This is a genomic window from Rhodococcus sp. NPDC057297 (assembly GCF_042667435.1).
Taxonomy (GTDB): domain Bacteria; phylum Actinomycetota; class Actinomycetes; order Mycobacteriales; family Mycobacteriaceae; genus Rhodococcoides.
The window spans coordinates 234,589-258,373 of record NZ_JBHUZE010000007.1 but is presented as its reverse complement, the minus strand read 5'-3'; the positions used below and the strand labels follow the sequence as shown (position 1 = coordinate 258,373).

Sequence of the window (23,785 nt, the reverse complement as noted above, 5' to 3'; positions counted from 1 at the left end):
CTCTGGAGATTCTATGGGAGACCGCGTAATTCGCGCCGCCGTAGCGCGCCGGGGCAGCCCGCTGATGAACTCCGACCGCCACGAATATCAGTGAGCTAACTGTTGATTGCTTGTGCCGCTAGGGTCGAGCCCAGTGCGATCATGAACGCAGCAATCGCGCCGTCGAGGATTCGCCAGGCCACCGGTTTCGCAAATGCCGGTTGCAGGAGGCGGGCGCCGTATCCGAGCGCGGTGAACCACAGAAGGCTCGCGGTACACGCTCCGATTCCGAACCAGATTCGCGCGGTGTCGTACGTTGCCGCCACTGATCCGAGAAGGACCACGGTATCCAGGTACACGTGCGGATTCAGCCATGTCAGCGCCACCGCTGTCACGATGACGGTGCCGACCCGGGCCGGTTGCGACGGGCGATCCGCAGTCATGGCGGCCGGGCGCAGCGCGCGACGTATCGACAAAGCGCCGTACCCGAGAAGGAAGGCAGCGCCACCCCAATAGGCGATGGTCATCACGGAGGGGGAGTTGTCGACGAGGAAACCCGCCCCGGCGACGCCGGCCGCGATGAGGACGACGTCCGACACCGCGCAGACCGCGACGACAGGAAACACGTGCGTCCGCGCGATCCCTTGCCTCAGAACGAACGCGTTCTGAGCTCCGATGGCCACGATGAGCGACAGGCCGAAAGCCAAGCCCGCGAGGGTGGGACCGAGTGCGAACGTCATGGAGCAAAGGCTAGAAACGGTCGGATCTGAAGTACAGCGAATATTACTTCATCAGGATTAGTGTTGCTTATGCACGAACCCGACCTGTCACAGCTTCACGCCCTCGCCGCCGTGGTGTCCGAGGGCTCGTTCGACTCCGCGGCCACTCAATTGCACATCACGCCTTCGGCAGTCAGTCAACGGATCAAAGCGCTCGAGACATCGGTGGGGACAGTGCTGGTTCACCGCTCCAAACCAGCGCGGATCACCGAGGCGGGAATGCCCTACCTGCGGCTGGCACAACAGATAGGAACACTCGTCGCAGAGCTGACTCCAGGCACGCCCGCATCGATACCGATTGCCGTGAACGGTGACTCGCTCAACACATGGGTTCTCCCTGCGCTGGCACAGCTGTCGCACCGTATGGAGTTCGACATCAAGAGGGAGGACCAGGACCACTCCGCGGAATTGCTGCGTCAAGGAGTGGTCGTCGCGGCCGTCACCACGTCAGCGGACGCAGTGCAAGGGTGCTCGGTCACTCGTCTCGGGGTGATGAAGTATCGGCCGATGTGCTCGCCCGAATTCCATGAAACCTGGTTCCGCGACGGACCGTCGGGCAACGCATTGTCCCGTGCGCCGATGATCGTGTTCGATCGCTCCGATGACCTACAACACCGATATCTCGAACAGTGGGGTGTGACGAGGCGTGCAGGTCCCACGCACTTCGTGCCGTCGTCAGCCGACTTCGCCGAAGCGGTGAGGCTCGGAATGGGATGGGCCGTCCTGCCTCGACAGCAGATCGACAGAATGCGCACCGGAGTGGACGTCGTCGATCTCGCGCCGGGCACCGGCGTCGACGTCTCGCTCTACTGGCAGCAGTGGACGTTGAAAACGGCCGCCTTGGCCGAGTTGGCGTCGGTGATCGTCGCTGCGGCGGGGTGTTCGCTGGACTGACCGCCCGGACTCGACAAGTACAGAAGCGTGTCCGTCGGTGAATGGTTCTCAAAAAGTCATAAAGTCGTAAATCTTTCCCGAAACAGGATCTTGGTATATGTTCTCGGGACAGAATAAGTCCGGGCGGTTTGTTGTGTTTCACAGCCTGCACGGACGGGTCTGTGTTCACGGGAGCTGTCAGCCCGCCCTTGTCCCCGCCCGCCCTGGGCAGAGTCGAAGCGAGTCCGGCTAGTGGTCGAAATTGGAACCGAACCACCGAACACGGTGCCCACCGAACGCACGTGGTCGCTCTCTGCATGGCCCGTTCGGGCCAAGGTCGCGGCCGTCGTCGCGCTGCCGTTGATTCTCGCAATGGGTTTCGGTGCTCTCCGCATCCAGACCGAACTGTCCGCCGCAGCCGATCTGTCTGCCGCTGCCGACAATTCACGAATCGTGACGCCGCTGCTCGCCCTCGACAAGGCCGTCGGAGATCTCGCGCTGAGCGGTGTGCCGAATTCCGGCGAGGAAGTGCAATCCGGTCTCACCGCCGTGCGCGACGCGCTCGGAACCAGCGGAGACCAGGATGGCGGAGGCCCCGAGGCAGGCGCCCTCGTCGACTTCGAGAGCGCCGTCTCCGGCGCGGAGCAACTGAGCGACAGGCTGCGGCAAGGCCCGGTAGCCCCCGTCGAGCGCGTCGGTGTCGCATCGGCCGTCACCGAATCGATCGCAGAGCTGATCGCCGACGGCTTGTCCGTCGAGAGCGCCGAGCCTCGAACCCTCACGTCGACCATCGTCGACGCCATGTCCGGTCGCCGCGCCGCGCAGACCCAGCAGCTTCTCGTCTCCACCCCCGACGTCACGATTCTCGACGAGGTCAACCGAGCCGCGGGCAGCGAAGCCGCCGACATCGCAGCACTCTCGACCGTCCTCGGTCCGGAGTCCGCCGAAGTGCAAGCGCTGCAAGCACAATTCGACACCAGGCTTGGAATGTACTCCGCAGCGGCAAGCGGGGGACCCACCAATCCGTTCCTCTCGGCCGGACAGTCCACCGATATCTACACCTCCATCGCGGACCGATACGCAGGCCGCCTCGTCGAGACACTGACGTCCGAGGCCACCGAGAGTCGCTCGGTCGCGTTGCGCGACACCGCCCTCGTACTCGGCTCGGTCCTTACCGCACTCGTGCTCGCGCTGATCGTCGCTCGCTCGCTCGTCCGCCCCATCCGCAGGCTCCGGTTGGGCGCACTCGGTGTCGCTCAACGCGCGCTCCCCGCTGAGATCGAAAGCATCAGATCCGGTGGACACACCCCGGAGATCGTGCCGATCCCCGTCCACACGCAGGAGGAGATCGGCCAGCTTGCCCGCGCGGTCGACGCCATCCACGAGGAAGCGCTGCAGCTTGCCGGCGAACAGGCGCGCCTTCGAGTGCAGGTCGGCAACATGTTCGAAACGCTTTCCCGCCGAAGCCGATCGCTCGTCGACCAGCAGCTGGCCTTGATCGAAGAACTGGAACGCGACGAGGACGACCCGCGCCGCCTCGACAGCCTCTTCCGCCTCGATCACCTGGCCACCAGGATGCGCCGAAACGGTGCCAACCTCATGGTGCTGGCAGGCACCCCGTCGCGCCGTGCACAGGGTGACCGCCCCGTCGCACTCGACGCGGTGATGAGCGCGGCCGTGTCGGAGGTCGAGGACTACCGCCGCGTCCTCATGCTCGACGTGCCGGAAGCCGCGCTCACCGCGGCAGCAGCAGCGGACATCGTCCACCTGGTCGCCGAGCTGATCGACAACGCACTGCGCTACTCACCGCCCGACAGTGCCGTGGCCGTCACCGCCGCCCGCGCTGTCGAAGGCGGAATCCTGCTCGAAGTCGCCGACCGCGGGCTGGGTATGCCTGCAGCGGACATCGAAGAAACCAACGAGCGGCTGTCCGCCGGCGGTGAAGTCACGCCCGAAACAGCGCGTCGGATGGGCTTGTTCGTGGTCGGGCGTCTCGCGCAGCGCCACGGAGTGACGGTACGACTACGCGCGACACAGGTACAAGGAGGGGCGTCGGGAGTGACCGTCAGCGTCCACATACCCGTGTCACTCGTCGTGACGACATTCCCGACGGCCGAGAACGTCCGCGCCAATCGCAGGGACCTGTCGGCAGGTCGATCGAAATCTGCGCCGTCACCGCGCAACGGTGCACCTCCGAACACTGCGACGGACGCCGAAACAGCTACGGAACGAACGGGTCCGGTGTCGCTCCTCGCGCTCGACGGACTCGCGTCGGCAGGAGTGCCGTCGCCGGGTGCCGACGCTCCGACGCCGGCCGAGCAGAACGGATACGTCGCCCAGACGCGTAACGGTCACTCCGACGACACACAGGACGTCACCGCCGCATCGCTTCCCCGGCGTCGTCCGGGCGCGAGCGGCGTCGACGAGCACATCGCCATATCGTCCGGCAGAGCCGAAGCGGCCCCGTCCGGCGACGTAGCTGCCGTCAGGCGGACCTCGGACACATCGTCGTTCTTCGGCGCTCGCCCTGCCGCGCTCGCGGCGAAGAACGACACCGCGTCGGGAACCGAGGACGCGACCCCACCACCGCCGGATCCGCTGGCACCGCCGACCCAGGCCATGCCGATCTATCAGCGAATGGTCTCCGAGTGGCTCGTCGACCCTGCCACCGGACAGGGCCGTTCGCGCACCTGGTCTTCACCGGCGGACGCAGGCTGGGCCGCCGCCGAGAACGCCGACGACGCGCGCGCACGCACCAAAACGGACTCCGGTCTGCCCCTTCGTAGACCAGGTGCCCGACTGGTCCCGGGCGCCGTCGACACCGGGCGCACCCCGACGCACAGCCGGGAAGACACGCCGACGTCGTCGCGCACACGGTCACCCGACGCCGTACGCGAGAAACTCACCAATCACTTCACCGGTGTCCGCACCGGACGCGCCGAAGACGTCACCGGCCGACACAGAACGGAAGAAGGCGAATGAACCACCCCATCGCGTCGACCCCCGATCGGTCCCTGGACTGGCTCGTGTCGAACTTCGCACGCGACATCGTCGGAGTCGCGCACTCCGTACTGGTCTCGGCGGACGGGTTGCTGATGGCGACCAGCGAACAACTACCTCGTGAACGCGCCGAGCAGCTGGCTGCGGTGACGTCCGGTCTGGCGAGCCTGTCCTCCGGCGCCGCGCGACTCTTCGACGGTGGTCCGGTGCTCCAGTCCATCGTGGAGATGGAGAACGGTTACCTGCTGCTGATGAGCGTCGGCGATGGATCGCACCTCGCGGCACTGACGGCAGCATCGTGCGACATCGGCCAGGTCGGCTACGAAATGGCCGTGCTGGTCGATCGTGTGGGCAGCATGGTGCAGCCGGCCGCGCGGATACGAGATCGGTGATGCACGGTGACACCGTCGGAAACCCCTGAAGTAGACGATGCGGTGAGCGAGGTCGACTCGCGCGATCGATCAGGCACACCCGAGTCGACCGACGAGTCTGCGCCCGAAGCCCCTGTGGGCATCAATGATTCGGACGGGTTCGACGAGGCGGCACCGACGCCGAATCTGGTGAGGCCGTACACCCTCACCGCGGGCCGAACACGATCTGAGGTCTACCTTCCTCTCGAAGCTCCCGTGCACACCGTCTCCCCGGTCGTGACGAGTATGTGGCCGCCCAGCGACATGAGATCGAAAATCGTCGCGCTGTGCATGGAGAGCCCGTCCGTGGCCGAGATCTCCGCGCGCCTGAGCCTGCCCCTCGGTGTCGCCCGCGTACTCGTCGGTGACCTCGTCGAATCTGGAACATTGCGTGTGTCGGCGACTCTCGACGACGACGCCACTGCGGCCGAGCGCCGCGAACTCATCGGAAGGACACTTCGTGGACTACGCGCACTCTGACGCGAGAGGTCGGACGGCGGCTTCGACGAAAATCGTCGTCGCAGGTGGATTCGGCGTCGGCAAGACGACACTCGTCGGTGCGGTATCGGAGATCGTGCCGCTGCGAACCGAAGCGATGATCACCGACGAATCCGAAGGAATCGACGAACTGGACTCCGCGGGCAGCAAATCGACCACGACCGTTGCCATGGACTTCGGCCGAATCACACTCTCGGACGACCTGGTGCTCTACCTGTTCGGTACGCCGGGCCAGCGGCGATTCTGGTTCATGTGGGACGACCTGGTTCGCGGTGCCGTCGGTTCGATCGTCCTCATCGACACGCGTCGTCTCGACGACTGCTTCGCGGCGATCGACTACTTCGAAGCTCGTGGACTTCCCTTCGTCGTCGCCGTCAACGAGTTCGACGGTGCGCAGCGATTCGAGATCGACGACATCCGCGAAGCACTCGCGATCGCCCCGTTCGTGCCGATAGTCAAAGTCGATGCGCGACGCGCGGATTCCGTACGCGACGCCCTCATCACCCTCACCGAGTACGCCCTCGACCGCGTGCACTCGGCAACCTAGGAGCAACACCATGGATCATTCACACGAGATGCAGCATTTCTCGATGGGCATCTGGCTCGTGTTCCTCGCCTACGGAGTGTCCGTCGTGGGCTGTGTCGTCGGCCTCGCCTGTACCAGGCAATCCGCGGTCGTCTCGTCACCGCGTGCTCGATTCGGATGGTTGACGATGGCGGCAGTCTCGATCGGGGGTATCGGCATCTGGCTGATGCACTTCATCGCCATGCTCGGATTCACCGTGACCGGCAGCGTCGCGCGGTACGACCTTCTGTGGACCGTCGTCTCGGCGTTACTGGCAATCGGAGCGACCCTCGTCGGACTGCTCATCATCGGTCGCAAGGTCAACATCTGGACGCTCCTCGTCGGTGGCGTCGTGATGGGAATCGCCGTCAACGTCATGCATTACACCGGAATGAACGCAGTCCGCATCCAGGGTTCGGTGTCCTACGACACGACTCTCGTCGCCGTCTCCGTGGCCATCGCCGTCGTTGCAGGCACATTGTCTCTGTGGTTCACCCTGGTCCTACAGAAACCGATGTTGTTGCTGGCCGCAGGTCTTGTCATGGGCGTCGCAGTCGTCGGAATGCACTACACCGGGATGGCTGCCATGCGCGTCACCGTCGACCCGGACGCACCCGTACCAGCGGGGCTCGAAGTGTTCGGATTCCTGTTCCCGGTCTTCGTCATCGGACTCCTGGCGCTCGCGGCACCGATCGCAGCATTGTTCACGCTCACCGACGACGAGGACGACGACATCGAATCGATGCACCTCGACCAGCCGCAGGCGCCCTCTCGCGTGAGCTAGGACAACCTGGCGCAGATCGCGCGGCCCGCGTCCGTACCCGACCTCCATGCACTCTCGACGCGAGGTGGCCCCGACGGACTCCACTGATCGCCCGCGAAGTAGACAGGGCCGCTCGCGAGATCGACCGAACGGAAGGTCGAGTCGTGTGCCTGCGCGGGCTTCGCGAAGGTCCACCGATGAACGTGCGTCCACGACGGAGCCCGCAGACCGGTCACAGAGCGAACCGCCGCAACCGTCTGCGCCACCGCCGATTCCGGGTCTCTCAGATGCGCACGGGCGAAGTCCGCGGTGGTGTGCGCGACGAGAACCGGCGCCGAGTCGCCGCGCCGCGCCCCGTCGTCGGCGAGGAACTCTATGACGGGATGCGCATTGACGAACGCTGCGTTCTCGAACGGCAACGGCATGTCCTCGAACCCGGCGACCACGGTGAGAGCAGCGTCGTAGTTCACCGGGTCCGGCACGTCGACGAGTCTCGATGCCTGCGGATCCGGCATCGCCAACACGACGATGCCGTCGGGAAGCGCGGTGAGCTCGGTGGATTCGGCCGTGATCTCGCCCGGGCCAGCGCCCCCCAACACGTCCCTGACCAGTGAACGCAACCCACCTGGAGTCGCCCACCTTGTTGGACCCGTCGTGGTGGTGGCGTCTGCGCCTGGAGCCAGTACCCCGAACGTGTCGGTCCACGGCCTGGCGAGACCTGCTACTTTCCACGCCTCGACCAACTCGGCGAAACCGTCGTCGCGCACGGTGAAATAGCCCGCGCCGATGTCGACACGGCGACCGTGCAGTTGCGGAGACGCCATCCGCCCGCCCACAGCACGGCCGCGATCGACGAGACGACACTCGACGCCGCCGTCCCTGAGCGCGACCGCGCATGCGGCGCCGGCCATTCCCGCGCCGACGATGGTGACCGGAGTACTGGGGGGGCTCACGATCGGCTCGTCGCCCTCGTCGTCGTCGCTCTCGTCATCGTCATCGACACCGAGCGTCGTCCCGAAATCCTCATACGCGAGACACTAGTCGTTCCACGGTCCACGGCGTGCGACGTCCGCCCAGTCGACCAGGTTCCAGAACGCCGTGACGTATTCCGCCTTGACGTTCTTGTACTGGAGATAGAACGCGTGCTCCCACATGTCCAACAGCAGAAGGGGAGTGATCCCGAGAGGGACGTTGGCCTGCTGATCGTAGAGTTGGAACGTGAGCAGTCGCCTGCCCAGTTCGTCCCAGCCGAGAACTGCCCAACCGGAACCCTGCAGTCCGTTCGCTGCAGCAGTGAACTGTGCGCGGAACTTGTCGAAGGACCCGAACTGATCGTCGATGGCGGCCGCGAGCTCACCGACAGGCTTGTCGCCACCGTCCGGGGAGATGTTGGTCCAGAACTGAGTGTGATTGCGATGCCCGCCCAGATGGAACGCAAGATTCTTCTCGTGCAGGAAGATCCGTGAATGATCGTCGGATTCACGTGCAGCCGCGAGCTGTTCGAGTGCGGTGTTCGCGCCCGCGACGTAGGCCGCATGGTGCTTCGAATGATGAAGCTCCATGATCTCGCCGCTGATGTGCGGTTCGAGGGCAGCGTAGTCGTACGTCAGTTCGGGTAGTACGTACTTGTCGGTGGTCATAATCTCGCTTTCGGGTCTGTTCGATCGGTACATGACCATTCTCGAACCTCGACTGCACTCGAGGTCAAGCCCAGCCCGGTGATGGTGTACGCGTGGGCTGTGGCCGTGCGCGGTCAGAACACGGAGCGATACAGATCTGCGATCTCGTCGGCCGTCGGCACGACGGGGTTGTTGCCCGGCGATCCCGACGCCAATGCCTGCTCGGCCATGAGCGGAATCAGACTGTCCCACTTGGCTTCGTCGATACCGTAGGTGCTCGGGCGCGGGACCTCGACATCGGAGCACAGGGTGTCGATGAACTCGATCAGCCGCGCGGACGCGATGTCATCGGAATCCGTGCGTCCGGCCGCACCGAGTTGGCGAGCGCACTCGGCATACCGGTCGCGAGCCCCGGGGATGGAGAACGCCGTGACGGCGGGGAGCAGCATTGCGTTCGACAGGCCGTGTGCGACATGGAAGTGCGCTCCGATCGGACGGCTCATGCCGTGAACCAGGCAGACGCTGGAGTTGGAGAACGCCATACCTGCCTGGGTCGACGCATGCATCATCGCCTCGCGCGCTTCGGTGTCGGAGCCATCCCTGTACGCGCGCAACAGAAACCGGCCGATGGTCCGCATCGCGGACAATGCGAGTCCGTCGGAGATCGGGTTGGCTTTCTTGCTCACGTAGGCCTCGATCGCGTGGGTCAACGCGTCGACGCCGGTGTCCGCGGTCAAGCGGGGCGGCATGGATGCAGTCAATTCGGAATCCACGATCGACGCTATGGGAAGAAACGACAGGCCGGGACACAACATCTTCTCGTCCGACGTGACATCCGTGATGATCGTGAACTGTGTTGCCTCCGAACCGCTTCCGGCGGTCGTCGGAATCGCGATGATGGGTAACGCAGGCCCCGTGTACTGGCGTGGTGCCTTGTAGTCGCGCATCTCGCCGCCCTGCTTCGACAACACCGCGAGGGCTTTGGCTGTGTCCATCGGGCTGCCACCGCCGAACCCGATGACTGCGTCTGCGTCGTGGGCTGCCGCCGCAGCCAAGCCTGCGTGCAGGGACTCGGTGGTGGGGTCCGGGACGGTTCCGGAGAACAGTGCGCCCTCTTTGCCCGCTCCGGTGATGATCTTCATGAGCCGTTCCGCTGAGCCGTTGCTCACCATGAACGCATCGGTGACAAGCAAGGGGCGCTGCACGTTCAAGTCGGTCAGCACGTCGCCGAGGCTCTCCACGGCTCCTGGCCCGAGCTTGAGAAAACGCGGGAACGAGATGTTGGCAACCATGTCCTACTCCTTTGTAGATACGTCAGCGCACTTGCCTGCACACTATCGGCCACCGACGCGGCCTGACCTCGTCGTGAGTGGAAATGTAGGTGCTCTCTGCTCGCTCCGCGGGTTCCGCTCCTGAGCTCAGGCCTACATTTCCACTCACGTGGGGGGTTAGTTGTTTTCGGGGAAGCCGAGGTTGATGCCGCCGTGGCTGGGGTCGAGCCAGCGGGAGGTGACGGCTTTGCCGCGGGTGAAGAAGTGGATTCCTTCGGTGCCGTGGGCGTGGGTGTCGCCGAACAGCGAGTTTTTCCAGCCGCCGAAGCTGTAGTAGGCCATGGGGACGGGGATGGGGACGTTGATGCCGATCATGCCTACTTCGACTTCGTTCTGGAAGCGTCGGGCTGCGCCGCCGTCGTTGGTGAAGATGGCGGTGCCGTTGCCGTAGGGGTTGTTGTTGATCAGTTCGAGGGCTTGGTCGTAGGTGTCGACGCGGACGACGGAGAGGACGGGTCCGAAGATTTCGTCGGTGTAGATGCTCATGTCGGTTTTGACGTTGTCGATGAGTGTTGGTCCGAGCCAGAATCCGTTGTCGCCGCCGTCTGCTTTGACGCCGCGGCCGTCGACGACGATGGTGGCGCCGTCGGCTTCGCCGGCGTCGATGTAGGAGGCGACTTTGTCGCGGTGGGCTTGGGTGACGAGGGGGCCCATGTCGGCGCCGCGGGTGCCGTCGCCGGTGACCAGTGGGGTGGTGCGTTCGACGATTTTGGCGACGAGGGTGTCGGCGATGTCGCCGACGGCGACGAGGGCGGAGATGGCCATGCAGCGTTCGCCTGCGGAGCCGAAGCCGGCGTTGACCATGGCGTCGGCAGCCAAATCCAGGTCGGCGTCGGGGAGGACGATGGCGTGGTTCTTCGCCCCGCCGAGGGCTTGGACGCGTTTGCCGTTGGCGGTGCCGGTGGCGTAGACGTATTGGGCGATGGGGGTGGAGCCGACGAAGGAGATCGACTTGATCTTCTTGTTTTCGAGGAGTTCGTCGACGGCGAGTTTGTCGCCCTGGAGGACGTTGAACACGCCGGGGGGTAGGCCTGCTTCTTCCCACAGCTGCGCGAGCCAGATGCTGGCGGTGGGGTCTTTTTCGGACGGCTTGAGTACTACGGTGTTGCCGGCGGCGATGGCGACGGGGAAGAACCACATCGGGACCATGGCGGGGAAGTTGAAGGGGGAGATGATGCCGACGGGTCCGAGCGGTTGGCGGATGGAGTAGACGTCGACTTTGGTCGAGGCGTTCTCGGTGTAGCCGCCTTTGAGGAGGTGGGGGATGCCGCAGGCGAATTCGACGACTTCTTGGCCGCGGCTGATTTCGCCGAGGGCGTCGGAGAGGACTTTGCCGTGTTCGGCGGTGATGATCTCGGCGAGTTCGCCTTTTTTCTTGTTGAGTAGTTCGCGGAAGTTGAACAGGATTTGGGTGCGTTTGGCGAGGGAGGTGTCGCGCCAGGCGGGGAAGGCGGCTGCGGCGGCGTCGATGACGGTGCGTGCGTCGCCGAGGTTGGCCAGTGCGAGCTGGCCGGTGACCTCGCCGGTGGCGGGGTTGGTGACCGGTGCAGTGGTGGTGGAGGTACCAGCGAACGGCTTGTTGTCGTACCAGTGCGAAATTGTGCTCACGAAAGGTTCCTTCGTCTCGGCGTTGTGACATCCACCTTGTCTCGCAAGTTTGCGCTAGTCAAAGGCCAATATTGCAGCGACGCGTGCAAAAATGCACAGGACTGATAGCCTCGTCGCGTGTTCACTGCCGACCACCTGCTCTACTTCCTCGAAGTGTCCCGTCACGGCCGCCTCAACGAGGCCGCAAAGGCGCTGGGGGTCGACCACACCACCGTCGGTCGACGGATCACGAGCCTCGAGAAATCGGTCGGTCAGAGACTGTTCGATCGCACTCCTGCGGGATGGCGTCTCACCGAAGCCGGCCGACGACTGGTCGGGTACGCGGAATCCGTCGAGTCGACCTTGATCGCTGCATTCGAGGATCAGACGTCCAGCGTCGGCTCGCTCAGCGGATCGGTTCGTATCGCCGCACCGGACGGATTCGGGGCATTCGTGTTGACGCCCAACCTCACCACGCTGCGCCGGAAGCATCCCGACCTCGACGTCGAACTGGTCACGGCGACGGAGCACAAGACCTTGAACACAAGGGAATTCGACGTCGCGATCACGTTGGAACAGCCGTCGCCGCGGTTCGTCGTGTATCGGAAGCTCGCGACGTACTCGTTGTATCTGTACGCGACCGAGGAGTACCTGCAGACCCATCCGAGAATCCTCACGAGCGACGATCTGCGAGAACACACGCTCATCTGGTACGTCGGCGCCCTCCTCGACGTGGCTCCGCTGCGGATTCTCGATTCGTTTCTGACCGACGGACGAGCGCAGATTCAGACCAACAACATCACCGGTCACTGGCTCGCCGCGCGGAGCGGTCTAGGAATCGCGCCGCTGCCCAGCTACATCGGGGAACCCGACGACACGCTCGTTCGCGTGGCCGGAGAACAATTCTCGATCGACCGGACCTACTGGGTCGCGGTACCGCGGGAACTGGCCGGGCTGGCGAGAGTCAAAGCCGTCGACGAACTGCTTCGTGCCGTCGTGGCGGACGCGCCTCATCTCCGATCCGACGGGTGAGCGCGTATAGGCTGAGACCGACATGATCACGTTGTTCGCTGCGCTGACCGGGTTTGCACTTCTCGATTCCCTGGACGTTCTTCTGATCGGTCTGACCGCAGCGATCGCGTACGACGCCCGGATGCACAGGCGTTCACCGCTTCGAACCGGCTCGGCTTTTCTCGGCGGAGTCTTCGCCGCCACGACGGCCTTCGGAATACTGGCAGTGCTCGGGATAGATTTTCTCTCCCGCATCGTCGATTTCGAGCTCACCCCGACCGTTCGGTACTGGGGCGAGGCTGCGATCGGTGCCACCTTGATCGTTCTGGCGTGTGTGCCGCAATCCTCGCGTCCGCCGCCGGCGTGGACGGCTCGGTTCCGGGCAAGTGCGCCGCTCCTGGCGACGACGGGATTTGCCATCGGAATCGTCCAGGCTCCTACTGCCGTACCGTATCTGGCCGGCCTCGCGATGATATCCGCGTCCGACCCGTTGCCGCTGCGTGGCCCGTCGTCATCGTGCTCTATTGCCTCCTCGCGCTCGGTATTCCGGCGGCGGTCCTCGCATTGTCGATGGGGCGCAGTCCGTCTGCTCGCCGACGCTATCGATCCGTGGTGCGCGCTCTGACGGCGTATGGCCCCGCGGCCGTGCGAGTTGTGTTCGCGGTGATCGGCTCGGTCCTCGTGATCGATGCGCTGGTTCATCACACGCATCTGTGGTGAGTAGGCGGTCGGTAAGGTGGTTGCAGTGGATATCACGCGGTGGCGCAGCCGACTTCCGGTGAGGCGTCCGTCCGACGGTGAGATCGTGGGCTGGACGGTCTCGGAGAACTACGACGAGAGCTGTGTCGACGCCGTCAATCCCGTCGGCCACCTTCTCGCACAGAGCCTCCCCGTCGACGACGCTGCCGATGTACTGATGGAGCAAGGCCTTTCGTCGTTGTCCAAGCCGGTGTGGGGCCGCGCGCCCGTGCCGGTGCTCGCTCACACGGACCTCCTCGATCCGGTCGAGACCTGGACCTGGCGACGGTTCCTGTTGGTTCAGCTCGACGACACCCGCGTATGGATTCGCCCCGCGTATCCCAGCTGGGACGAGCGGAGGGTGGAACTGGCGTTGCATCTGCCGATCGACGATTTGCTGGTCACCGATCCTCCACCCGGGCACGAGTGACACAGCGGCGCGCACCGCGTCGTTTCGCCTACGGTGTAGTCATGACTGTGGAAGATTTCGGTGGCCGTCGCACGCTGTCCGCCGAGGAGTTGCTGGTTCTGGTCGGAGATTACGCACTCGTGGACGACACCGGAGAGCAGCGCGGGCGGATCGAGTCCGTCGCGCAGGAGGGCTTGTCGGTGGTGCTCACGGTGACCGAGGAAGCCGGTCCGGCCGTTGTGTCCCTGGCCCCCGAAGAGCAAGTCACCGTCGAGCCCTACGACGGTGGAAAAGCGCCCGTAGTGCCCTGACCGGTCGGGGTCAGCTCTGAGGCGATGGAGCCTGGGCTGCACTTCGCTTCTGCGCGCGACGCCTGCGTCCGCGAACGATCAGGAACACCAAGGCAGCGAACAGCACGACGGCGATGATCGCGCCGAGCGCGGTGGCTCCACGGAAGCCCGGAGCCTCGGTGTCGAGGGTGCGCTCTCCTGCGTGTGCAGCATTGCTGCTTCCGAGCACGATGGACAGTGTCAGCAGGTTCGGGACAGCAGCGGCGACGGCCAGAACGATCGAGACGATCGCGGTGACCTTGCCGCCACGCTTCTTCCTGACTCGCCACGCCGCGGTGAAGAACAGCAGTGGCACAAGGGTCGACAGGATCCCGAAGACCAGGCCCCAGAAGATGCCTTTGCTGAACGCCTGATCCGACAGGTTGGCAACCCTGATGCTCCACCATCTCGGGAGGAACGCGGACAGGACGAGGTAGGCGATCACGAGCGCGACGACCGCGACCGCAACGACGATCGCCTTGTTGATCCAACTCGGTCGTCCCGTGGTGGTCGCTGCTGGTGTGGACTCGCTCGGGAATCCGCCTTCTACGGTCATGTGGTCGATCCTAGCCCCGGTTGTGTTCGGTGACCGTTGACACATGTGACGGCCCCCTCATCTGCATTTTCTTATCTGTACCCGTCGGTAACAATCAAGATCATCAGGGCCCGACAGCGGGCTCTCTCGGCGATCCTTGGGGGACACCATGGCAATGATCTTGATGGCAACGGTCGGTTTCGTCGGCATCGCAGCTGCGATGCTTCACTCGGGTCGCGATCTCGAGTTCAACAACCGTCAGATGGCGAGCGTGTACAAGTCGCGCTGGGCCTGACGATCCCTGCACCCGGGCGCGCCGATCGATCCTCAGCTTCGCTACCGTCGCTTCCATGACCTTCCGCTGGACGCGATGGGACAGCCGCGCTGCCGGCTTGGTGCTCGGATTCGGTATCGACCTGGCCCTGGCCGACCCTCGTCGGTATCACCCGGTCGCCGGGTTCGGTAGTGCTGCAGCGGCGCTCGAACGGCACACCTATCGCGACGCCCGGGCAGCCGGTGCCGTCCACACATCCCTTCTGCTGGGTGCCGTCGTTGCTGCCGGGTCGGTGGCGACGAGGGCTGCTGCCCGGCGTGGCGTCGTCGCGGACATCGCGTTGACAGCCATGGCGACATGGACCGCGCTGGGCGGAACTTCGTTGGCACGGACGGGTTCCGTGATGTCCGAGCACCTCCGCCACGACCGGATCGACCAGGCGCGGGCACTGCTTCCGTCACTGTGCGGGCGCGATCCCCGTGTCCTCGACTCGGACGGTCTCACGCGTGCCTCGGTCGAGTCCGTGGCCGAGAACACATCGGATGCGACTGTGGCAGTGGTCTTCTGGGGCGCGGTCGCCGGAGTTCCCGGGATCCTCGGGTACCGCGCGGTCAACACACTGGATGCGATGATCGGCTATCGCTCGCCGCGGTATCAGCGGTTCGGGTGGTTCGCCGCGCGCCTCGACGACGTGATCAACCTCGTACCTGCGCGAGTGACCGGGGTGATGACGGCAGTTCTCGCTCCACTTGTCGGCGGACGCTCTGCCGACGCGGTGCGGGCCTGGCGGTTGGACGCCGCTCGTCACCCGAGCCCGAACGCGGGCGTGGCAGAAGCAACGGCAGCGGGCGCACTCGGTATCAGTGTGGGCGGGCGAACCGAATACACCCACGGCGTCGAGATCCGCCCGACCCTCGGCGACGGCAGACGTCCGCTACCTGCGGACCTACAGCGCGCGGCACGATTGTCGACACTGGTCCAGATCGGTGCGACAGCTGCGTCAGCGGCCCTTGCCGTAGCGATCGGCCAGGCGGGCATCCTGCGCGGTGTGCGTCGATGATGCGGACTTGGCGCGAGACTTGCGTTCCCGACGCGTCGGCAGTGTGAACTCGGGCTCCGAATCCGGCTCGGCGGAATCGGAACCGGTGGCCTCCGACGGAGTGCTGACCTCGGGAGCGTCCTGCTCGGACACCGGCTGGACGTCGTCCGCGGGATCTGCGAGATCTCGGTTCGTTGCTTTGCGGCGTTCACGCCACTCGGCTCGGACGAAGTAGGCGAGTCCGAGCGGTGCCATGATTCCGAACGCCAGCCATTGGAGGCCGTAGGACAGGTACGGGCCGGAATCGGTCTGCGGAAGATCGATCACGCCCAGACCGCCGGGTTGACCGTCGTCGAGCTGCAGGTATCCCTGAACGGGTGTGACGCCGAGAGCCGACCCGATCTGGGCCGGGTTGATGTTGTAGACCTGGATGTGTCCGGCTTCTTCGATAGGTTCGCGTGAGGTTCCCTCGGCTCGTCTGATCCGTGCGTCGAGGGTCACCTCACCCGTCGGAGCCGGCTCGATGGTCGGCGGCTCGGTTCCCTGAACCGGCAACACGTAACCGCGGTTGACGAGGATCGTTTCCCCGCTGCCGAGGCGGAACGGGGTGATCACCTCGTATGCAGGTTGCTCGCGAATGCTGCGCAATCGAACCAGCACTTCTTTGTTCGATTCGTAGGACCCGGTGGCGACCACACGACGCCATTCGTCGTCGTCGGCGAAGCCCGTGGGCGTGAGGAGTTCGCCGAGCGCGACAGGCTCGGCGTCCACGGATCGATTGATCAGATCGTTGCGGTGCGACGTCGACGTGTTCTTGCCGAGCTGCCACGGCGCCAGGACCGTGAAGCACAGGTACGCGAACATGGCGACGACAGCAGCAACCGCCAACCAACCCGGACGCAGCAGAAATCGGAGCCTTCGCACGACAACTACGGTAGCGGCTCGCCCGACATCGATCTACGACGCCTCGTCGGAGACGGCGTTCTCGGTCCAACTCACCAGCCCGGGCATGGCGGATTCGATCTGTTCGCGGACCGTGGTGAACGCGTCGTCGGACGAGTAGTACGGGTCGGCGACGGACTCGTCGTCAGCATCGTCGTCGAACGATCTGAGGAGTGCGATCCGGTCGGCGGGCGCACCGAGACGCAGTAGTTCTCGAACGTGACCGGTGTCGAGAGCGACGAGAAGGTCGGCGCCGAGGTGATCGTCGTTCACCTGTGCGGCTTCGTGATCGCTGTCGTAACCGTGCGCATCGAGCTCGGCGACGGTGCGTGGGTCGGCGCCCTCGCCCTCGTGCCACCCGTCGATACCTGCACTCGATACCCGTACCGAATCCAGCCCCACTTCCCGCAGGTGTTGCTCGAAGATCTTCTCCGCCATGGGGGACCGGCAGATGTTGCCGGTGCAGACGAACGTCACATGGAGGGCGGGTTTACGTGTTGTCACCGAGCACCTTCGCCAGCTCGTCCATGGTCGTCACGGTGAACGCGGCCTCGTCGTTCTCGCCCGCGATTCCGTACCCCCAGTCCACATAGATCGCCGGAATGCCGAATCGAGCGGCGCCGTGCACGTCGTGATCGCGGTCACCGACCATCAGGACACCCTCGGTGCCGCCGTCCGATGCTTCGGTGGCCGTGATGCCCAGGTTCTGCAAGGAATGCGCGATGACGTCGGGCTTGGCGCGGCGGCTGCCGTCGTTGCTCGCCCCTCCAATGAACTCGAAGTACTCGGCCAGTCCGAAATGGTCCAGGATCCGGTGCGCGAATCGCTCGGACTTGGACGTGGCCACTCCGAGCCGAACTCCTCGATCCTTCAACTCGGCCAACACCGGCTCGATACCGTCGAACACGGTGTTCTCCGCCCAGCCCTTGGCGTCATAGCGTTCGAAGTATGCGGCAAGCGCCTTCTGCGCGACGTCGTCGGGAAGCCCCATCGCGCCGAAGGTGTCGATCAACGGTGGCCCGATGACCAGAGCGAGTTGCTCTTCCGTCGGCTCGGGCCCGTCGACCGCGGCGAGTGCGTGCCGAAAGCCCGCGAGGATGCCCGGTGCGGAATCGGTGAGCGTGCCGTCGAGGTCGAACAGCACCACCGTGGCTCGTGGACTGCGCGCGGCGTCGAGATTTGTCATGACAAAACCATATCGGTTGGTGACCGGTCCTTCGCATGCTCCACTCGCGGCAGGCGCGGGATACGCTCGTCGGTAACGAAAGGACAGGGAAGAATTGGACGCGATGTCGCTTCTCCGCCACCACGGTGACGCCGAAGTGGGAGCTGGACTGGTCGATTTCGCAGTCAACGTCCAAGGAACAGGCCCACCTCGATGGCTCAGCGAACGACTGAGCCGATCGCTGGATTCGCTCGGCTCCTACCCGTCGGCCGACGCCGACCTGCGCGCCCGGGACGCCGTCGCACGCAGACACGGCCGAGCCCCGGAGGAAGTACTGCTGCTCTCCGGGGGTGCCGAGGGGTTCGCCATGCTGCCGCGGCTGAAACCACGGCTGGCTGCGCTGATCCATCCGTCGTTCACCGAGCCCGAACTGGCGTTGCGACAAGCAGGCATACCCGTCGAACATGTGGTGTCGCCGCCGCCGTTCCGGCTGGATCCGACCGCTGTTTCCGAGGGCGCAGACATGGTCATCGTCGGTAATCCGACCAACCCGACCTCGATGCTGCACGAGCGACACTCGATTCTGGGTCTGCGTCGCCCCGGACGCATCGTCGTCGTCGACGAAGCGTTCGCCGACGCAGTGCCCGGTGAAGCCGAGTCCGTTGCCTCCGACTCCCTCGACGATGTGCTGGTGCTGCGCAGCCTCACCAAGACATGGGCGCTCGCCGGACTGCGGTGCGGATACGCGCTCGGACATCCGGACGTCCTGGCCGAACTCACCGTTGGGCGAGCGCACTGGCCGCTCGGAAGTCTGCAGATCGAGGCCATCGAAGCGTGCAGCGAACCGGACGCCGTTGCGTTGGCCGAAGCCAGGGCATCGGTCATCGCTGCCGAGCGCGAGGACATGACACGACGCCTGACCGCACTCGGGATCGATGTACACGGGCCTGCACGCGCTCCCTTCCTGCTTCTGTCCGTTCCGGACGCGGAAGGAGTGCGTCAGCGACTACGTGAGCACGGTGTCGCAGTTCGACGGTGCGACACCTTCCCGGGGCTGGCGCCGGGCCACCTCCGCGTGGCTGTTCGGCCTTCTGCGCAGGTAGACGTCCTCGTCGATGCCTTGACGAAATCTCTGCCGAAGAATTCACCTCCACAGCACGCACTATCGAAAGGTGAACGATGACTGTCCTTCTCGCCGACGTCATTGCGGTTCTCGAGGCGCACTACCCGCCGCGGCTCGCCGAGAGCTGGGATTCGGTGGGGTTGGTGTGCGGTGACCCGGCCGATCGCGTCGGCACTGTTCTCTACGCCGTCGACGCGACCGAGGAGGTCGTCGCCGAAGCCATCGACATGGGCGCCGACCTGCTGGTGGTGCACCACCCACTGTTGCTCCGCGGTGTGGATACCGTCGCCGCGAACACACCCAAGGGCGCCCTCATCCACCGTCTCGTCAAGGCCGGGTGCGCACTGTTCACCGCGCATACCAATGCCGACAGCGCCAACCCTGGCGTGTCCGACGCCCTGGCGGATGCGCTCGGCGTGACCGACACGCGCCCCCTCGATCCAATCGACGGACCGCGAGTGGACAAGTGGGTCGTCTTCACTCCGACGTCGCACGGCAACGCCGTCAGGGACGCGCTGTTCGACGCAGGCGCCGGAGCCATCGGAAATTACAGCCGTTGCAGCTGGAGCACCCGAGGGCTCGGCCAGTTCCTTCCCGGCGTCGGCTCGACGCCGGCGATCGGCGACCACGGTGTGCTCGAGAGAGTCGACGAGGACCGCATCGAGGTGGTGGCGCCTGCGTCGAAGCGGGCGGACATCCTGCACGCCGTGACGCGAGCGCACCCCTACGAGGAACCGGCGATCGACGTGTTCGAGGAAGTCAGGCTCCCGAGCTGCACGGGCCTCGGACGGATCGGGGTGCTGGACAGGCCCACCACCTTGCGCGAGTTCACACGAACTGTGCGCGCCGTGTTGCCGGAGACAGTGTGGGGTGTCCGGGCGGCAGGCGATCCCGACACCGAGATCCGGACGGTCGCGCTGTGCGGGGGAGCGGGCGACGGCTATCTGAGTGCGGTGACATCCCTCGGAGCCGACGTGTACGTGACCTCGGACCTGCGGCATCACGTCGTCGACGAGCACCTTCGCGCGGGAGGCGCACCCGTGGTCGACGTCGCGCACTGGGCGTCGGAGTGGCCGTGGTGCGAGCAGGCGCGACGCATCGTCGACGCAGAGTTCGGCGACGACGGGGGATGGAGCAGCCGCGTGAGTACCCGCAGGACCGATCCGTGGACAGTGGGTTCGGTGGACGATCGGAGCCGGTAGGCTTGGCCGAATATTTCTTCCATAGTCGCAGGAGTCATCACGCGTGAATGTCGATCCCCGAGTGCAGGCCTCACTTCTCGAACTGGCCGCAGTGGACACCGAGCTGACGCAGATCTCGCACCGTCGTAAAAGTCTTCCCGAGCAGGCCGAGGTGGAGAAGCTCGAGGCCGAGCGCATCGCCCGCAAGGACGCAGCCGTCACGGTCCAGATGGCGATGGACGACCTCGATCGTGACATCAAGAAGCTGGAAGGCGAGGTCGACGCGGTCCGCCAGCGTGAAGACCGCGACCGCTCGCTCCTCGACAGCGGCACCGTCGCGGCGAAACAGATGTCCGAGCTCCAGCACGAACTCGCCAGCCTCGAACGTCGGCAAGGAATCCTCGAAGAGGAATTGCTCGAGGTCATGGAGCGGCGCGAGGCGTCGGAGACCGACTACAACCACGCCGGTGCACAGCTGACCCAGATCGAGGACGAGCTCGTCGACGCCGGACGTCGGCGAGACGATGCCGTGGCCGATGTCGATTCCGCGGAGCAGCGCGCCACCTCACGGCGATCGGAATTGGCGAGTACGTTCCCGGACGAGCTGTTGGCGGTTTACGAGAAGCAGCGCGCTCTCACCGGCCGCGGCGCCGCCCTACTGCAGGCCCGACGCTGCGGCGCCTGCCGGATCGAACTCGATCGAGGCGAGATCTCACGCATCGCGGCGAAGCCCGCCGACGAGCTGGTGCGATGCTCGGAATGCAATGCCATTCTGGTGCGCACCAAGGAATCCGGCCTGTGAAGGTTGTCGTCGAGGCAGACGGTGGATCGCGGGGAAACCCGGGCCCGGCAGGGTACGGCGCGGTGGTGCTGTCCGCCGACCGCTCCGAAGTCCTTGCCGAACGCCGCCTCGCGTTGGGCGTCGCGACCAACAACGTCGCGGAGTACCGCGGTCTCGTCGCCGGATTGACCGCTGCAGGCGAGGTCGGTGCGCGCGAGGTCGAGGTGCGGATGGATTCCAAGCTCGTCGTCGAGCAGATGTCCGGGCGCTGGAAGGTCAAGCATCCGGACATGATTCCGCTCAACCGTGAGGCCGCCGACCTGGTCCGCGGTTTCGACAACGTCACGTTCCAGTGGATTCCCCGGGCACAGAATTCGCACGCGGACAGGTTGGCCAACGAGGCGATGGATGCCGCGGCCGACGGTCGGGAACTGGAGCCCCCGAAGGACCGCGACGTCAAACCGGCCGCACCCGGCTGGACCGGAGCGACGGGTGAGCCCACGCGGCTGGTTCTGCTGCGGCACGGACAGACTCCGCTGTCGGTGGAGCGTCGCTACTCGGGCCGAGGAAACCCGCCACTGACCCAGATCGGCGAGGGTCAGGCGGCCGCAGCGGCCGCCCATCTCGCGCAGCGAGACGACATCGCGGCCATCGTCGCCTCGCCGCTGGGCCGGGCGCAGCAGACGGCAGGCGCGCTCGCACGCAAGGTAGGTCTCGAGGTTTCCACGTTGGGCGAACTGACCGAGACCGACTTCGGTGACTGGGAGGGCCTCACGTTCAAGGAGGCGTTCGAGAAGTACCCGGACGTCCACCAGAAGTGGCGGGGTGACACCTCGGTCGCCGCACCGGGAGGCGAAAGCTTCGACACCGTCCTGGAGCGGGTCACCGTGGCCCGCGACAAGCTGGTCGCGTCCTACGCGGGGTCGACGGTCGTGGTGGTCAGCCACGTAACCCCGATCAAGATGCTGCTGCAGCTCGCTCTCGATGTCGGGCCGTCGTTGCTGTACCGGCTGCATCTGGATCTCGCGTCGCTCAGCATCGCCGAGTTCTATCCCGACGGCGGTGCATCGGTCCGTCTCGTCAACGACACGTCATACCTGTAGGGCGAGCCAGAGGGCGGCAACGGCACCGAGGATCGTCAGCGGCGTGCTGATCAGACCGAGGACGGTGAAGGTGCGCAACGACGCCGGTTCGCCGTGTGCCGCGCCGACCTTGCGCCACAACATGATCGCGAGCGAGCCCACGTAGGTCAGGTTCGGCCCGAGGTTGACGCCCACGACCATCGCGAGAAGCAGACCAGGGGGAGCGGACGAGCCGAACGCGGCGAGCAGCATCAGCGTCGCGGGCAGGTTGTTGACGACGTTCGACGCCACTGCCGCGATGGCGGCGGTCGTCAACAGTCCGAGGAACGACGCCTCGCCGGGCAAGATGCTCGCGAGCCAGTCGCCGATGGGCCCGGCCGTGACACCCTCGACGACGATCCCCAGCATCAGCACGAAGCCGCAGAATGTGAGGTCGGCGGCCCGCAGCACGCGCGACGGCACGGTATAACCCTGCTTCAGAGCGGGCACGGCGAGAGCGCACGCGCCCACGGCCGCGACCCAGAACGGTTCGACGTGGAAGAACCCGGCCACGGCGAAGCCCAGCAACGTTGCGCCGAGGACCACCAGCGCCGCCGTGGGAGCGACGACGGGTTCCGCCACCGAGACATTCTCGGATCGTGCGGGATCGTGTCGGAGGTCGCCGCGGAAGAACACCCAGAACACCGCGAACTCGATCGCAATGGACACGATCCACGGCAGCGCCATCAGCGCGGCGAAATGCACGAACGTCAGGCCCGTCGCGGTGAAGGCCAGGAGGTTCGTCAGGTTCGACACCGGCAGCAACGTCGACGCGGAATTGGACAGGTGTGCTGTGGCGTAACTGTGCGGCCGAGGCGACATGCGCAGAGCCCGCGCCGCGCCGATCACTGCCGGCGTCAACAACACGACAGTCGCGTCGAGGCTCAGGACGGCCGTGGTGACGGCGGCGGCCACGAACACCGATCCGAGAAGCCGATGCGGGTTGCCGCGGGCAGATCTGCCCATGACCGACGCCGCCCACCGGAAGACACCCAGCGCGTCGGCGAGATGGGCGAGAACGAGGATGAACGCCAGAAACACCACGGTGGGAAGGAGTTCCAGCACCTGCTCGCGTGCGTCGGACAGGGTGACGAGCCCGAGCAACAGTGCCGCCACTGCTGCGGGGAGTGCAGCGACGATCTCCGGCAGACCGCGGGGTCGGACGATCGCGAAGATCAGCACCGCAGCAACGAGTGCGGCTGCTACGACGCTCACGCCAGCATCTTGACGAGCGTGCGCAGATTCCGCGTAGTGGTGGTGGGTTTGTACTTGGCTTTCGCCGTGACCTTTCCGACGATGCTGTCGGTGGTGTTGCCTTTCACGACCTCCCAGTAGACGACGCCCCGGCCGCGGGACACTCGCTCGAGCTCGGGATCGAGCGCATCGGCTGTTCGCGCCAGTTCCTCGAGATGCTCGTCGTTGTTGCCGAAGATCACGTACGGGTGCCACCCGTCGCGTTCGGCGTCGAACGGGTAGTCGTCGACGATGCCGCGCAAGGCGCGCGGATCGAGGACGATCACCCACGCCTCGTACCCGAAGGTGTCGGAGAGGATCTTCTCGATCGCGGTTTTCAGTTCCGCGGAGGACAGCGGCGACGACAGCAGCACGTTGCCGGTCGCGAGGACCGTGCGCACCTGCTCGAATCCGGCCTGCGAGAGCGCTTGCCGAAGGTCGACCATCTTGATGTTGATTCCGCCGACGTTGATTCCGCGCAGCAGGACGACGTGATCCAT

Annotated in this window: 26 protein-coding genes and 1 pseudogene; 16 read left to right on the top strand and 11 right to left on the bottom strand. The window is 65.3% G+C overall.

Going from position 1 to position 23,785, the window contains the following annotated elements:
- Nucleotides 1–95 precede the first annotated feature (95 nt).
- Complete coding sequence (locus ACFULT_RS20500) at nucleotides 96–719, bottom strand: LysE/ArgO family amino acid transporter (RefSeq protein ID WP_378482261.1); 624 nt, start codon at nucleotides 717–719, stop codon at nucleotides 96–98.
- A gap of 69 nt (nucleotides 720–788) precedes the next feature.
- Between ACFULT_RS20500 and ACFULT_RS20495 the strand changes: the two genes are divergently transcribed.
- The 6 genes from ACFULT_RS20495 to ACFULT_RS20470 all read left to right on the top strand — a co-directional run bounded on the left by ACFULT_RS20495 (nucleotide 789) and on the right by ACFULT_RS20470 (nucleotide 6,888).
- Nucleotides 789–1,652: a LysR family transcriptional regulator ArgP gene (locus ACFULT_RS20495; protein WP_094721409.1), complete on the top strand. Its 864-nt coding sequence runs from the start codon at nucleotides 789–791 to the stop codon at nucleotides 1,650–1,652.
- A 264-nt stretch (nucleotides 1,653–1,916) separates the two neighbouring features.
- On the top strand, nucleotides 1,917–4,613 hold the full coding sequence (locus tag ACFULT_RS20490) for an ATP-binding protein (protein WP_378482260.1): 2,697 nt from the start codon (nucleotides 1,917–1,919) through the stop codon (nucleotides 4,611–4,613).
- On the top strand, nucleotides 4,610–5,023 hold the full coding sequence (locus ACFULT_RS20485; RefSeq protein WP_019667414.1) for a roadblock/LC7 domain-containing protein: 414 nt from the start codon (nucleotides 4,610–4,612) through the stop codon (nucleotides 5,021–5,023). Before ACFULT_RS20490 ends, ACFULT_RS20485 begins: the two co-directional genes overlap by 4 nt.
- Before the next feature lie 120 nt (nucleotides 5,024–5,143).
- Complete coding sequence (locus ACFULT_RS20480; protein WP_052059315.1) at nucleotides 5,144–5,521, top strand: DUF742 domain-containing protein; 378 nt, start codon at nucleotides 5,144–5,146, stop codon at nucleotides 5,519–5,521.
- Complete coding sequence (locus ACFULT_RS20475; protein ID WP_378482259.1) at nucleotides 5,502–6,086, top strand: ATP/GTP-binding protein; 585 nt, start codon at nucleotides 5,502–5,504, stop codon at nucleotides 6,084–6,086. Before ACFULT_RS20480 ends, ACFULT_RS20475 begins: the two co-directional genes overlap by 20 nt.
- A gap of 10 nt (nucleotides 6,087–6,096) precedes the next feature.
- Nucleotides 6,097–6,888 carry an MHYT domain-containing protein gene (locus ACFULT_RS20470; protein ID WP_378482258.1) on the top strand — a complete coding sequence of 264 codons (792 nt, stop codon included), beginning with the start codon at nucleotides 6,097–6,099 and terminating at the stop codon, nucleotides 6,886–6,888.
- Here ACFULT_RS20470 and ACFULT_RS20465 read toward each other — a convergent pair.
- The 4 genes from ACFULT_RS20465 to ACFULT_RS20450 form a co-directional block, all read right to left on the bottom strand.
- Nucleotides 6,885–7,820, bottom strand: coding sequence for an NAD(P)/FAD-dependent oxidoreductase (locus ACFULT_RS20465; RefSeq protein ID WP_378482257.1), 936 nt, complete (start codon nucleotides 7,818–7,820; stop codon nucleotides 6,885–6,887). The two genes, ACFULT_RS20470 and ACFULT_RS20465, sit on opposite strands and share 4 nt — an antisense overlap.
- Nucleotides 7,821–7,904: 84 nt before the next feature.
- Nucleotides 7,905–8,507, bottom strand: a complete 603-nt coding sequence (locus ACFULT_RS20460; protein WP_037110948.1) for a superoxide dismutase — start codon at nucleotides 8,505–8,507, stop codon at nucleotides 7,905–7,907.
- A gap of 113 nt (nucleotides 8,508–8,620) precedes the next feature.
- Nucleotides 8,621–9,778: an iron-containing alcohol dehydrogenase gene (locus tag ACFULT_RS20455; protein WP_378482256.1), complete on the bottom strand. Its 1,158-nt coding sequence runs from the start codon at nucleotides 9,776–9,778 to the stop codon at nucleotides 8,621–8,623.
- Between the two features lie 156 nt (nucleotides 9,779–9,934).
- Nucleotides 9,935–11,425 (bottom strand): CoA-acylating methylmalonate-semialdehyde dehydrogenase, encoded by a 1,491-nt coding sequence (locus ACFULT_RS20450; RefSeq protein WP_378482255.1) that lies wholly within the window; start codon nucleotides 11,423–11,425, stop codon nucleotides 9,935–9,937.
- A 117-nt stretch (nucleotides 11,426–11,542) separates the two neighbouring features.
- On the opposite strand from ACFULT_RS20450, the gene ACFULT_RS20445 reads away from it, so the two are divergent.
- The 4 genes and pseudogenes from ACFULT_RS20445 (at nucleotide 11,543) to ACFULT_RS20430 (ending at nucleotide 13,873) form a co-directional block, all read left to right on the top strand.
- Nucleotides 11,543–12,436 carry a LysR family transcriptional regulator gene (locus ACFULT_RS20445; protein WP_037109273.1) on the top strand — a complete coding sequence of 298 codons (894 nt, stop codon included), beginning with the start codon at nucleotides 11,543–11,545 and terminating at the stop codon, nucleotides 12,434–12,436.
- 22 nt (nucleotides 12,437–12,458) lie between these two features.
- Nucleotides 12,459–13,135 (top strand): annotated as a pseudogene (locus tag ACFULT_RS20440) (GAP family protein).
- Between the two features lie 25 nt (nucleotides 13,136–13,160).
- A complete protein-coding gene (locus ACFULT_RS20435; protein WP_378482254.1) occupies nucleotides 13,161–13,583 on the top strand; it encodes a hypothetical protein in 423 nt (140 codons plus the stop codon).
- A 41-nt stretch (nucleotides 13,584–13,624) separates the two neighbouring features.
- Complete coding sequence (locus tag ACFULT_RS20430) at nucleotides 13,625–13,873, top strand: hypothetical protein (protein ID WP_378482253.1); 249 nt, start codon at nucleotides 13,625–13,627, stop codon at nucleotides 13,871–13,873.
- 10 nt (nucleotides 13,874–13,883) lie between these two features.
- Here the strand turns inward: ACFULT_RS20430 and ACFULT_RS20425 are convergent, their stop codons facing one another.
- Nucleotides 13,884–14,447 (bottom strand): hypothetical protein, encoded by a 564-nt coding sequence (locus tag ACFULT_RS20425; RefSeq protein WP_037109268.1) that lies wholly within the window; start codon nucleotides 14,445–14,447, stop codon nucleotides 13,884–13,886.
- Between the two features lie 148 nt (nucleotides 14,448–14,595).
- Here ACFULT_RS20425 and ACFULT_RS20420 point away from each other — a divergent pair, with 148 nt between their 5' ends.
- Together ACFULT_RS20420 and ACFULT_RS20415 are read left to right on the top strand one after the other, a co-directional pair.
- Nucleotides 14,596–14,721: a hypothetical protein gene (locus ACFULT_RS20420; RefSeq protein ID WP_255032896.1), complete on the top strand. Its 126-nt coding sequence runs from the start codon at nucleotides 14,596–14,598 to the stop codon at nucleotides 14,719–14,721.
- A gap of 55 nt (nucleotides 14,722–14,776) precedes the next feature.
- Nucleotides 14,777–15,760 carry a cobalamin biosynthesis protein gene (locus ACFULT_RS20415; RefSeq protein WP_037109265.1) on the top strand — a complete coding sequence of 328 codons (984 nt, stop codon included), beginning with the start codon at nucleotides 14,777–14,779 and terminating at the stop codon, nucleotides 15,758–15,760.
- Here ACFULT_RS20415 and ACFULT_RS20410 read toward each other — a convergent pair.
- Genes ACFULT_RS20410 through ACFULT_RS20400 form a run of 3 tightly spaced genes read right to left on the bottom strand, consistent with a single transcriptional unit; the run spans nucleotide 15,701 to nucleotide 17,867 of the window.
- Nucleotides 15,701–16,663, bottom strand: a complete 963-nt coding sequence (locus tag ACFULT_RS20410; protein ID WP_378482252.1) for an SURF1 family protein — start codon at nucleotides 16,661–16,663, stop codon at nucleotides 15,701–15,703. The genes ACFULT_RS20415 and ACFULT_RS20410 overlap by 60 nt on opposite strands.
- Nucleotides 16,664–16,696: 33 nt before the next feature.
- Complete coding sequence (locus ACFULT_RS20405; protein ID WP_378482251.1) at nucleotides 16,697–17,185, bottom strand: low molecular weight protein-tyrosine-phosphatase; 489 nt, start codon at nucleotides 17,183–17,185, stop codon at nucleotides 16,697–16,699.
- On the bottom strand, nucleotides 17,172–17,867 hold the full coding sequence (locus ACFULT_RS20400) for an HAD-IA family hydrolase (protein WP_094721431.1): 696 nt from the start codon (nucleotides 17,865–17,867) through the stop codon (nucleotides 17,172–17,174). The genes ACFULT_RS20405 and ACFULT_RS20400 overlap by 14 nt, the downstream gene beginning before the upstream one ends.
- A 103-nt stretch (nucleotides 17,868–17,970) precedes the next feature.
- Here ACFULT_RS20400 and cobC point away from each other — a divergent pair, with 103 nt between their 5' ends.
- From cobC to ACFULT_RS20380, 4 genes are read left to right on the top strand one after another with little or no spacing between them, the layout of a single operon-like run.
- Nucleotides 17,971–19,029, top strand: coding sequence for an Rv2231c family pyridoxal phosphate-dependent protein CobC (gene cobC / locus ACFULT_RS20395; protein WP_378482250.1), 1,059 nt, complete (start codon nucleotides 17,971–17,973; stop codon nucleotides 19,027–19,029).
- Nucleotides 19,026–20,171: a Nif3-like dinuclear metal center hexameric protein gene (locus tag ACFULT_RS20390; RefSeq protein ID WP_037109256.1), complete on the top strand. Its 1,146-nt coding sequence runs from the start codon at nucleotides 19,026–19,028 to the stop codon at nucleotides 20,169–20,171. Before cobC ends, ACFULT_RS20390 begins: the two co-directional genes overlap by 4 nt.
- A 43-nt stretch (nucleotides 20,172–20,214) precedes the next feature.
- Nucleotides 20,215–20,952 carry a zinc ribbon domain-containing protein gene (locus tag ACFULT_RS20385; RefSeq protein ID WP_037109253.1) on the top strand — a complete coding sequence of 246 codons (738 nt, stop codon included), beginning with the start codon at nucleotides 20,215–20,217 and terminating at the stop codon, nucleotides 20,950–20,952.
- Entirely contained in the window at nucleotides 20,940–22,034 is a 1,095-nt protein-coding gene (locus ACFULT_RS20380) for a bifunctional RNase H/acid phosphatase (protein ID WP_378482274.1), read from the top strand. The genes ACFULT_RS20385 and ACFULT_RS20380 overlap by 13 nt, the downstream gene beginning before the upstream one ends.
- On the opposite strand, the gene ACFULT_RS20375 is transcribed toward ACFULT_RS20380, so the two are convergent.
- Together ACFULT_RS20375 and ACFULT_RS20370 are read right to left on the bottom strand one after the other, a co-directional pair.
- Complete coding sequence (locus ACFULT_RS20375) at nucleotides 22,023–23,267, bottom strand: SLC13 family permease (RefSeq protein ID WP_378482249.1); 1,245 nt, start codon at nucleotides 23,265–23,267, stop codon at nucleotides 22,023–22,025. The genes ACFULT_RS20380 and ACFULT_RS20375 overlap by 12 nt on opposite strands.
- A complete protein-coding gene (locus ACFULT_RS20370; protein ID WP_037109245.1) occupies nucleotides 23,264–23,785 on the bottom strand; it encodes a DUF1697 domain-containing protein in 522 nt (173 codons plus the stop codon). The genes ACFULT_RS20375 and ACFULT_RS20370 overlap by 4 nt, the downstream gene beginning before the upstream one ends.

Bases quoted from the DNA above. Each gene is read 5' to 3' on its own strand.
- ACFULT_RS20430 (WP_378482253.1), top strand. From the start codon at position 13,625: ATGACTGTGGAAGATTTCGGTGGCCGTCGCACGCTGTCCGCCGAGGAG.
- ACFULT_RS20500 (WP_378482261.1), bottom strand. From the start codon at position 719: ATGACGTTCGCACTCGGTCCCACCCTCGCGGGCTTGGCTTTCGGCCTG.
- ACFULT_RS20460 (WP_037110948.1), bottom strand. From the start codon at position 8,507: ATGACCACCGACAAGTACGTACTACCCGAACTGACGTACGACTACGCT.
- ACFULT_RS20470 (WP_378482258.1), top strand. From the start codon at position 6,097: ATGGATCATTCACACGAGATGCAGCATTTCTCGATGGGCATCTGGCTC.
- ACFULT_RS20455 (WP_378482256.1), bottom strand. From the start codon at position 9,778: ATGGTTGCCAACATCTCGTTCCCGCGTTTTCTCAAGCTCGGGCCAGGA.
- ACFULT_RS20390 (WP_037109256.1), top strand. From the start codon at position 19,026: ATGACTGTCCTTCTCGCCGACGTCATTGCGGTTCTCGAGGCGCACTAC.
- cobC (WP_378482250.1), top strand. From the start codon at position 17,971: ATGTCGCTTCTCCGCCACCACGGTGACGCCGAAGTGGGAGCTGGACTG.
- ACFULT_RS20425 (WP_037109268.1), bottom strand. From the start codon at position 14,447: ATGACCGTAGAAGGCGGATTCCCGAGCGAGTCCACACCAGCAGCGACC.
- ACFULT_RS20415 (WP_037109265.1), top strand. From the start codon at position 14,777: ATGACCTTCCGCTGGACGCGATGGGACAGCCGCGCTGCCGGCTTGGTG.
- ACFULT_RS20400 (WP_094721431.1), bottom strand. From the start codon at position 17,867: ATGACAAATCTCGACGCCGCGCGCAGTCCACGAGCCACGGTGGTGCTG.
- ACFULT_RS20420 (WP_255032896.1), top strand. From the start codon at position 14,596: ATGGCAATGATCTTGATGGCAACGGTCGGTTTCGTCGGCATCGCAGCT.
- ACFULT_RS20495 (WP_094721409.1), top strand. From the start codon at position 789: ATGCACGAACCCGACCTGTCACAGCTTCACGCCCTCGCCGCCGTGGTG.
- ACFULT_RS20485 (WP_019667414.1), top strand. From the start codon at position 4,610: ATGAACCACCCCATCGCGTCGACCCCCGATCGGTCCCTGGACTGGCTC.
- ACFULT_RS20370 (WP_037109245.1), bottom strand. From the start codon at position 23,785: ATGGATCACGTCGTCCTGCTGCGCGGAATCAACGTCGGCGGAATCAAC.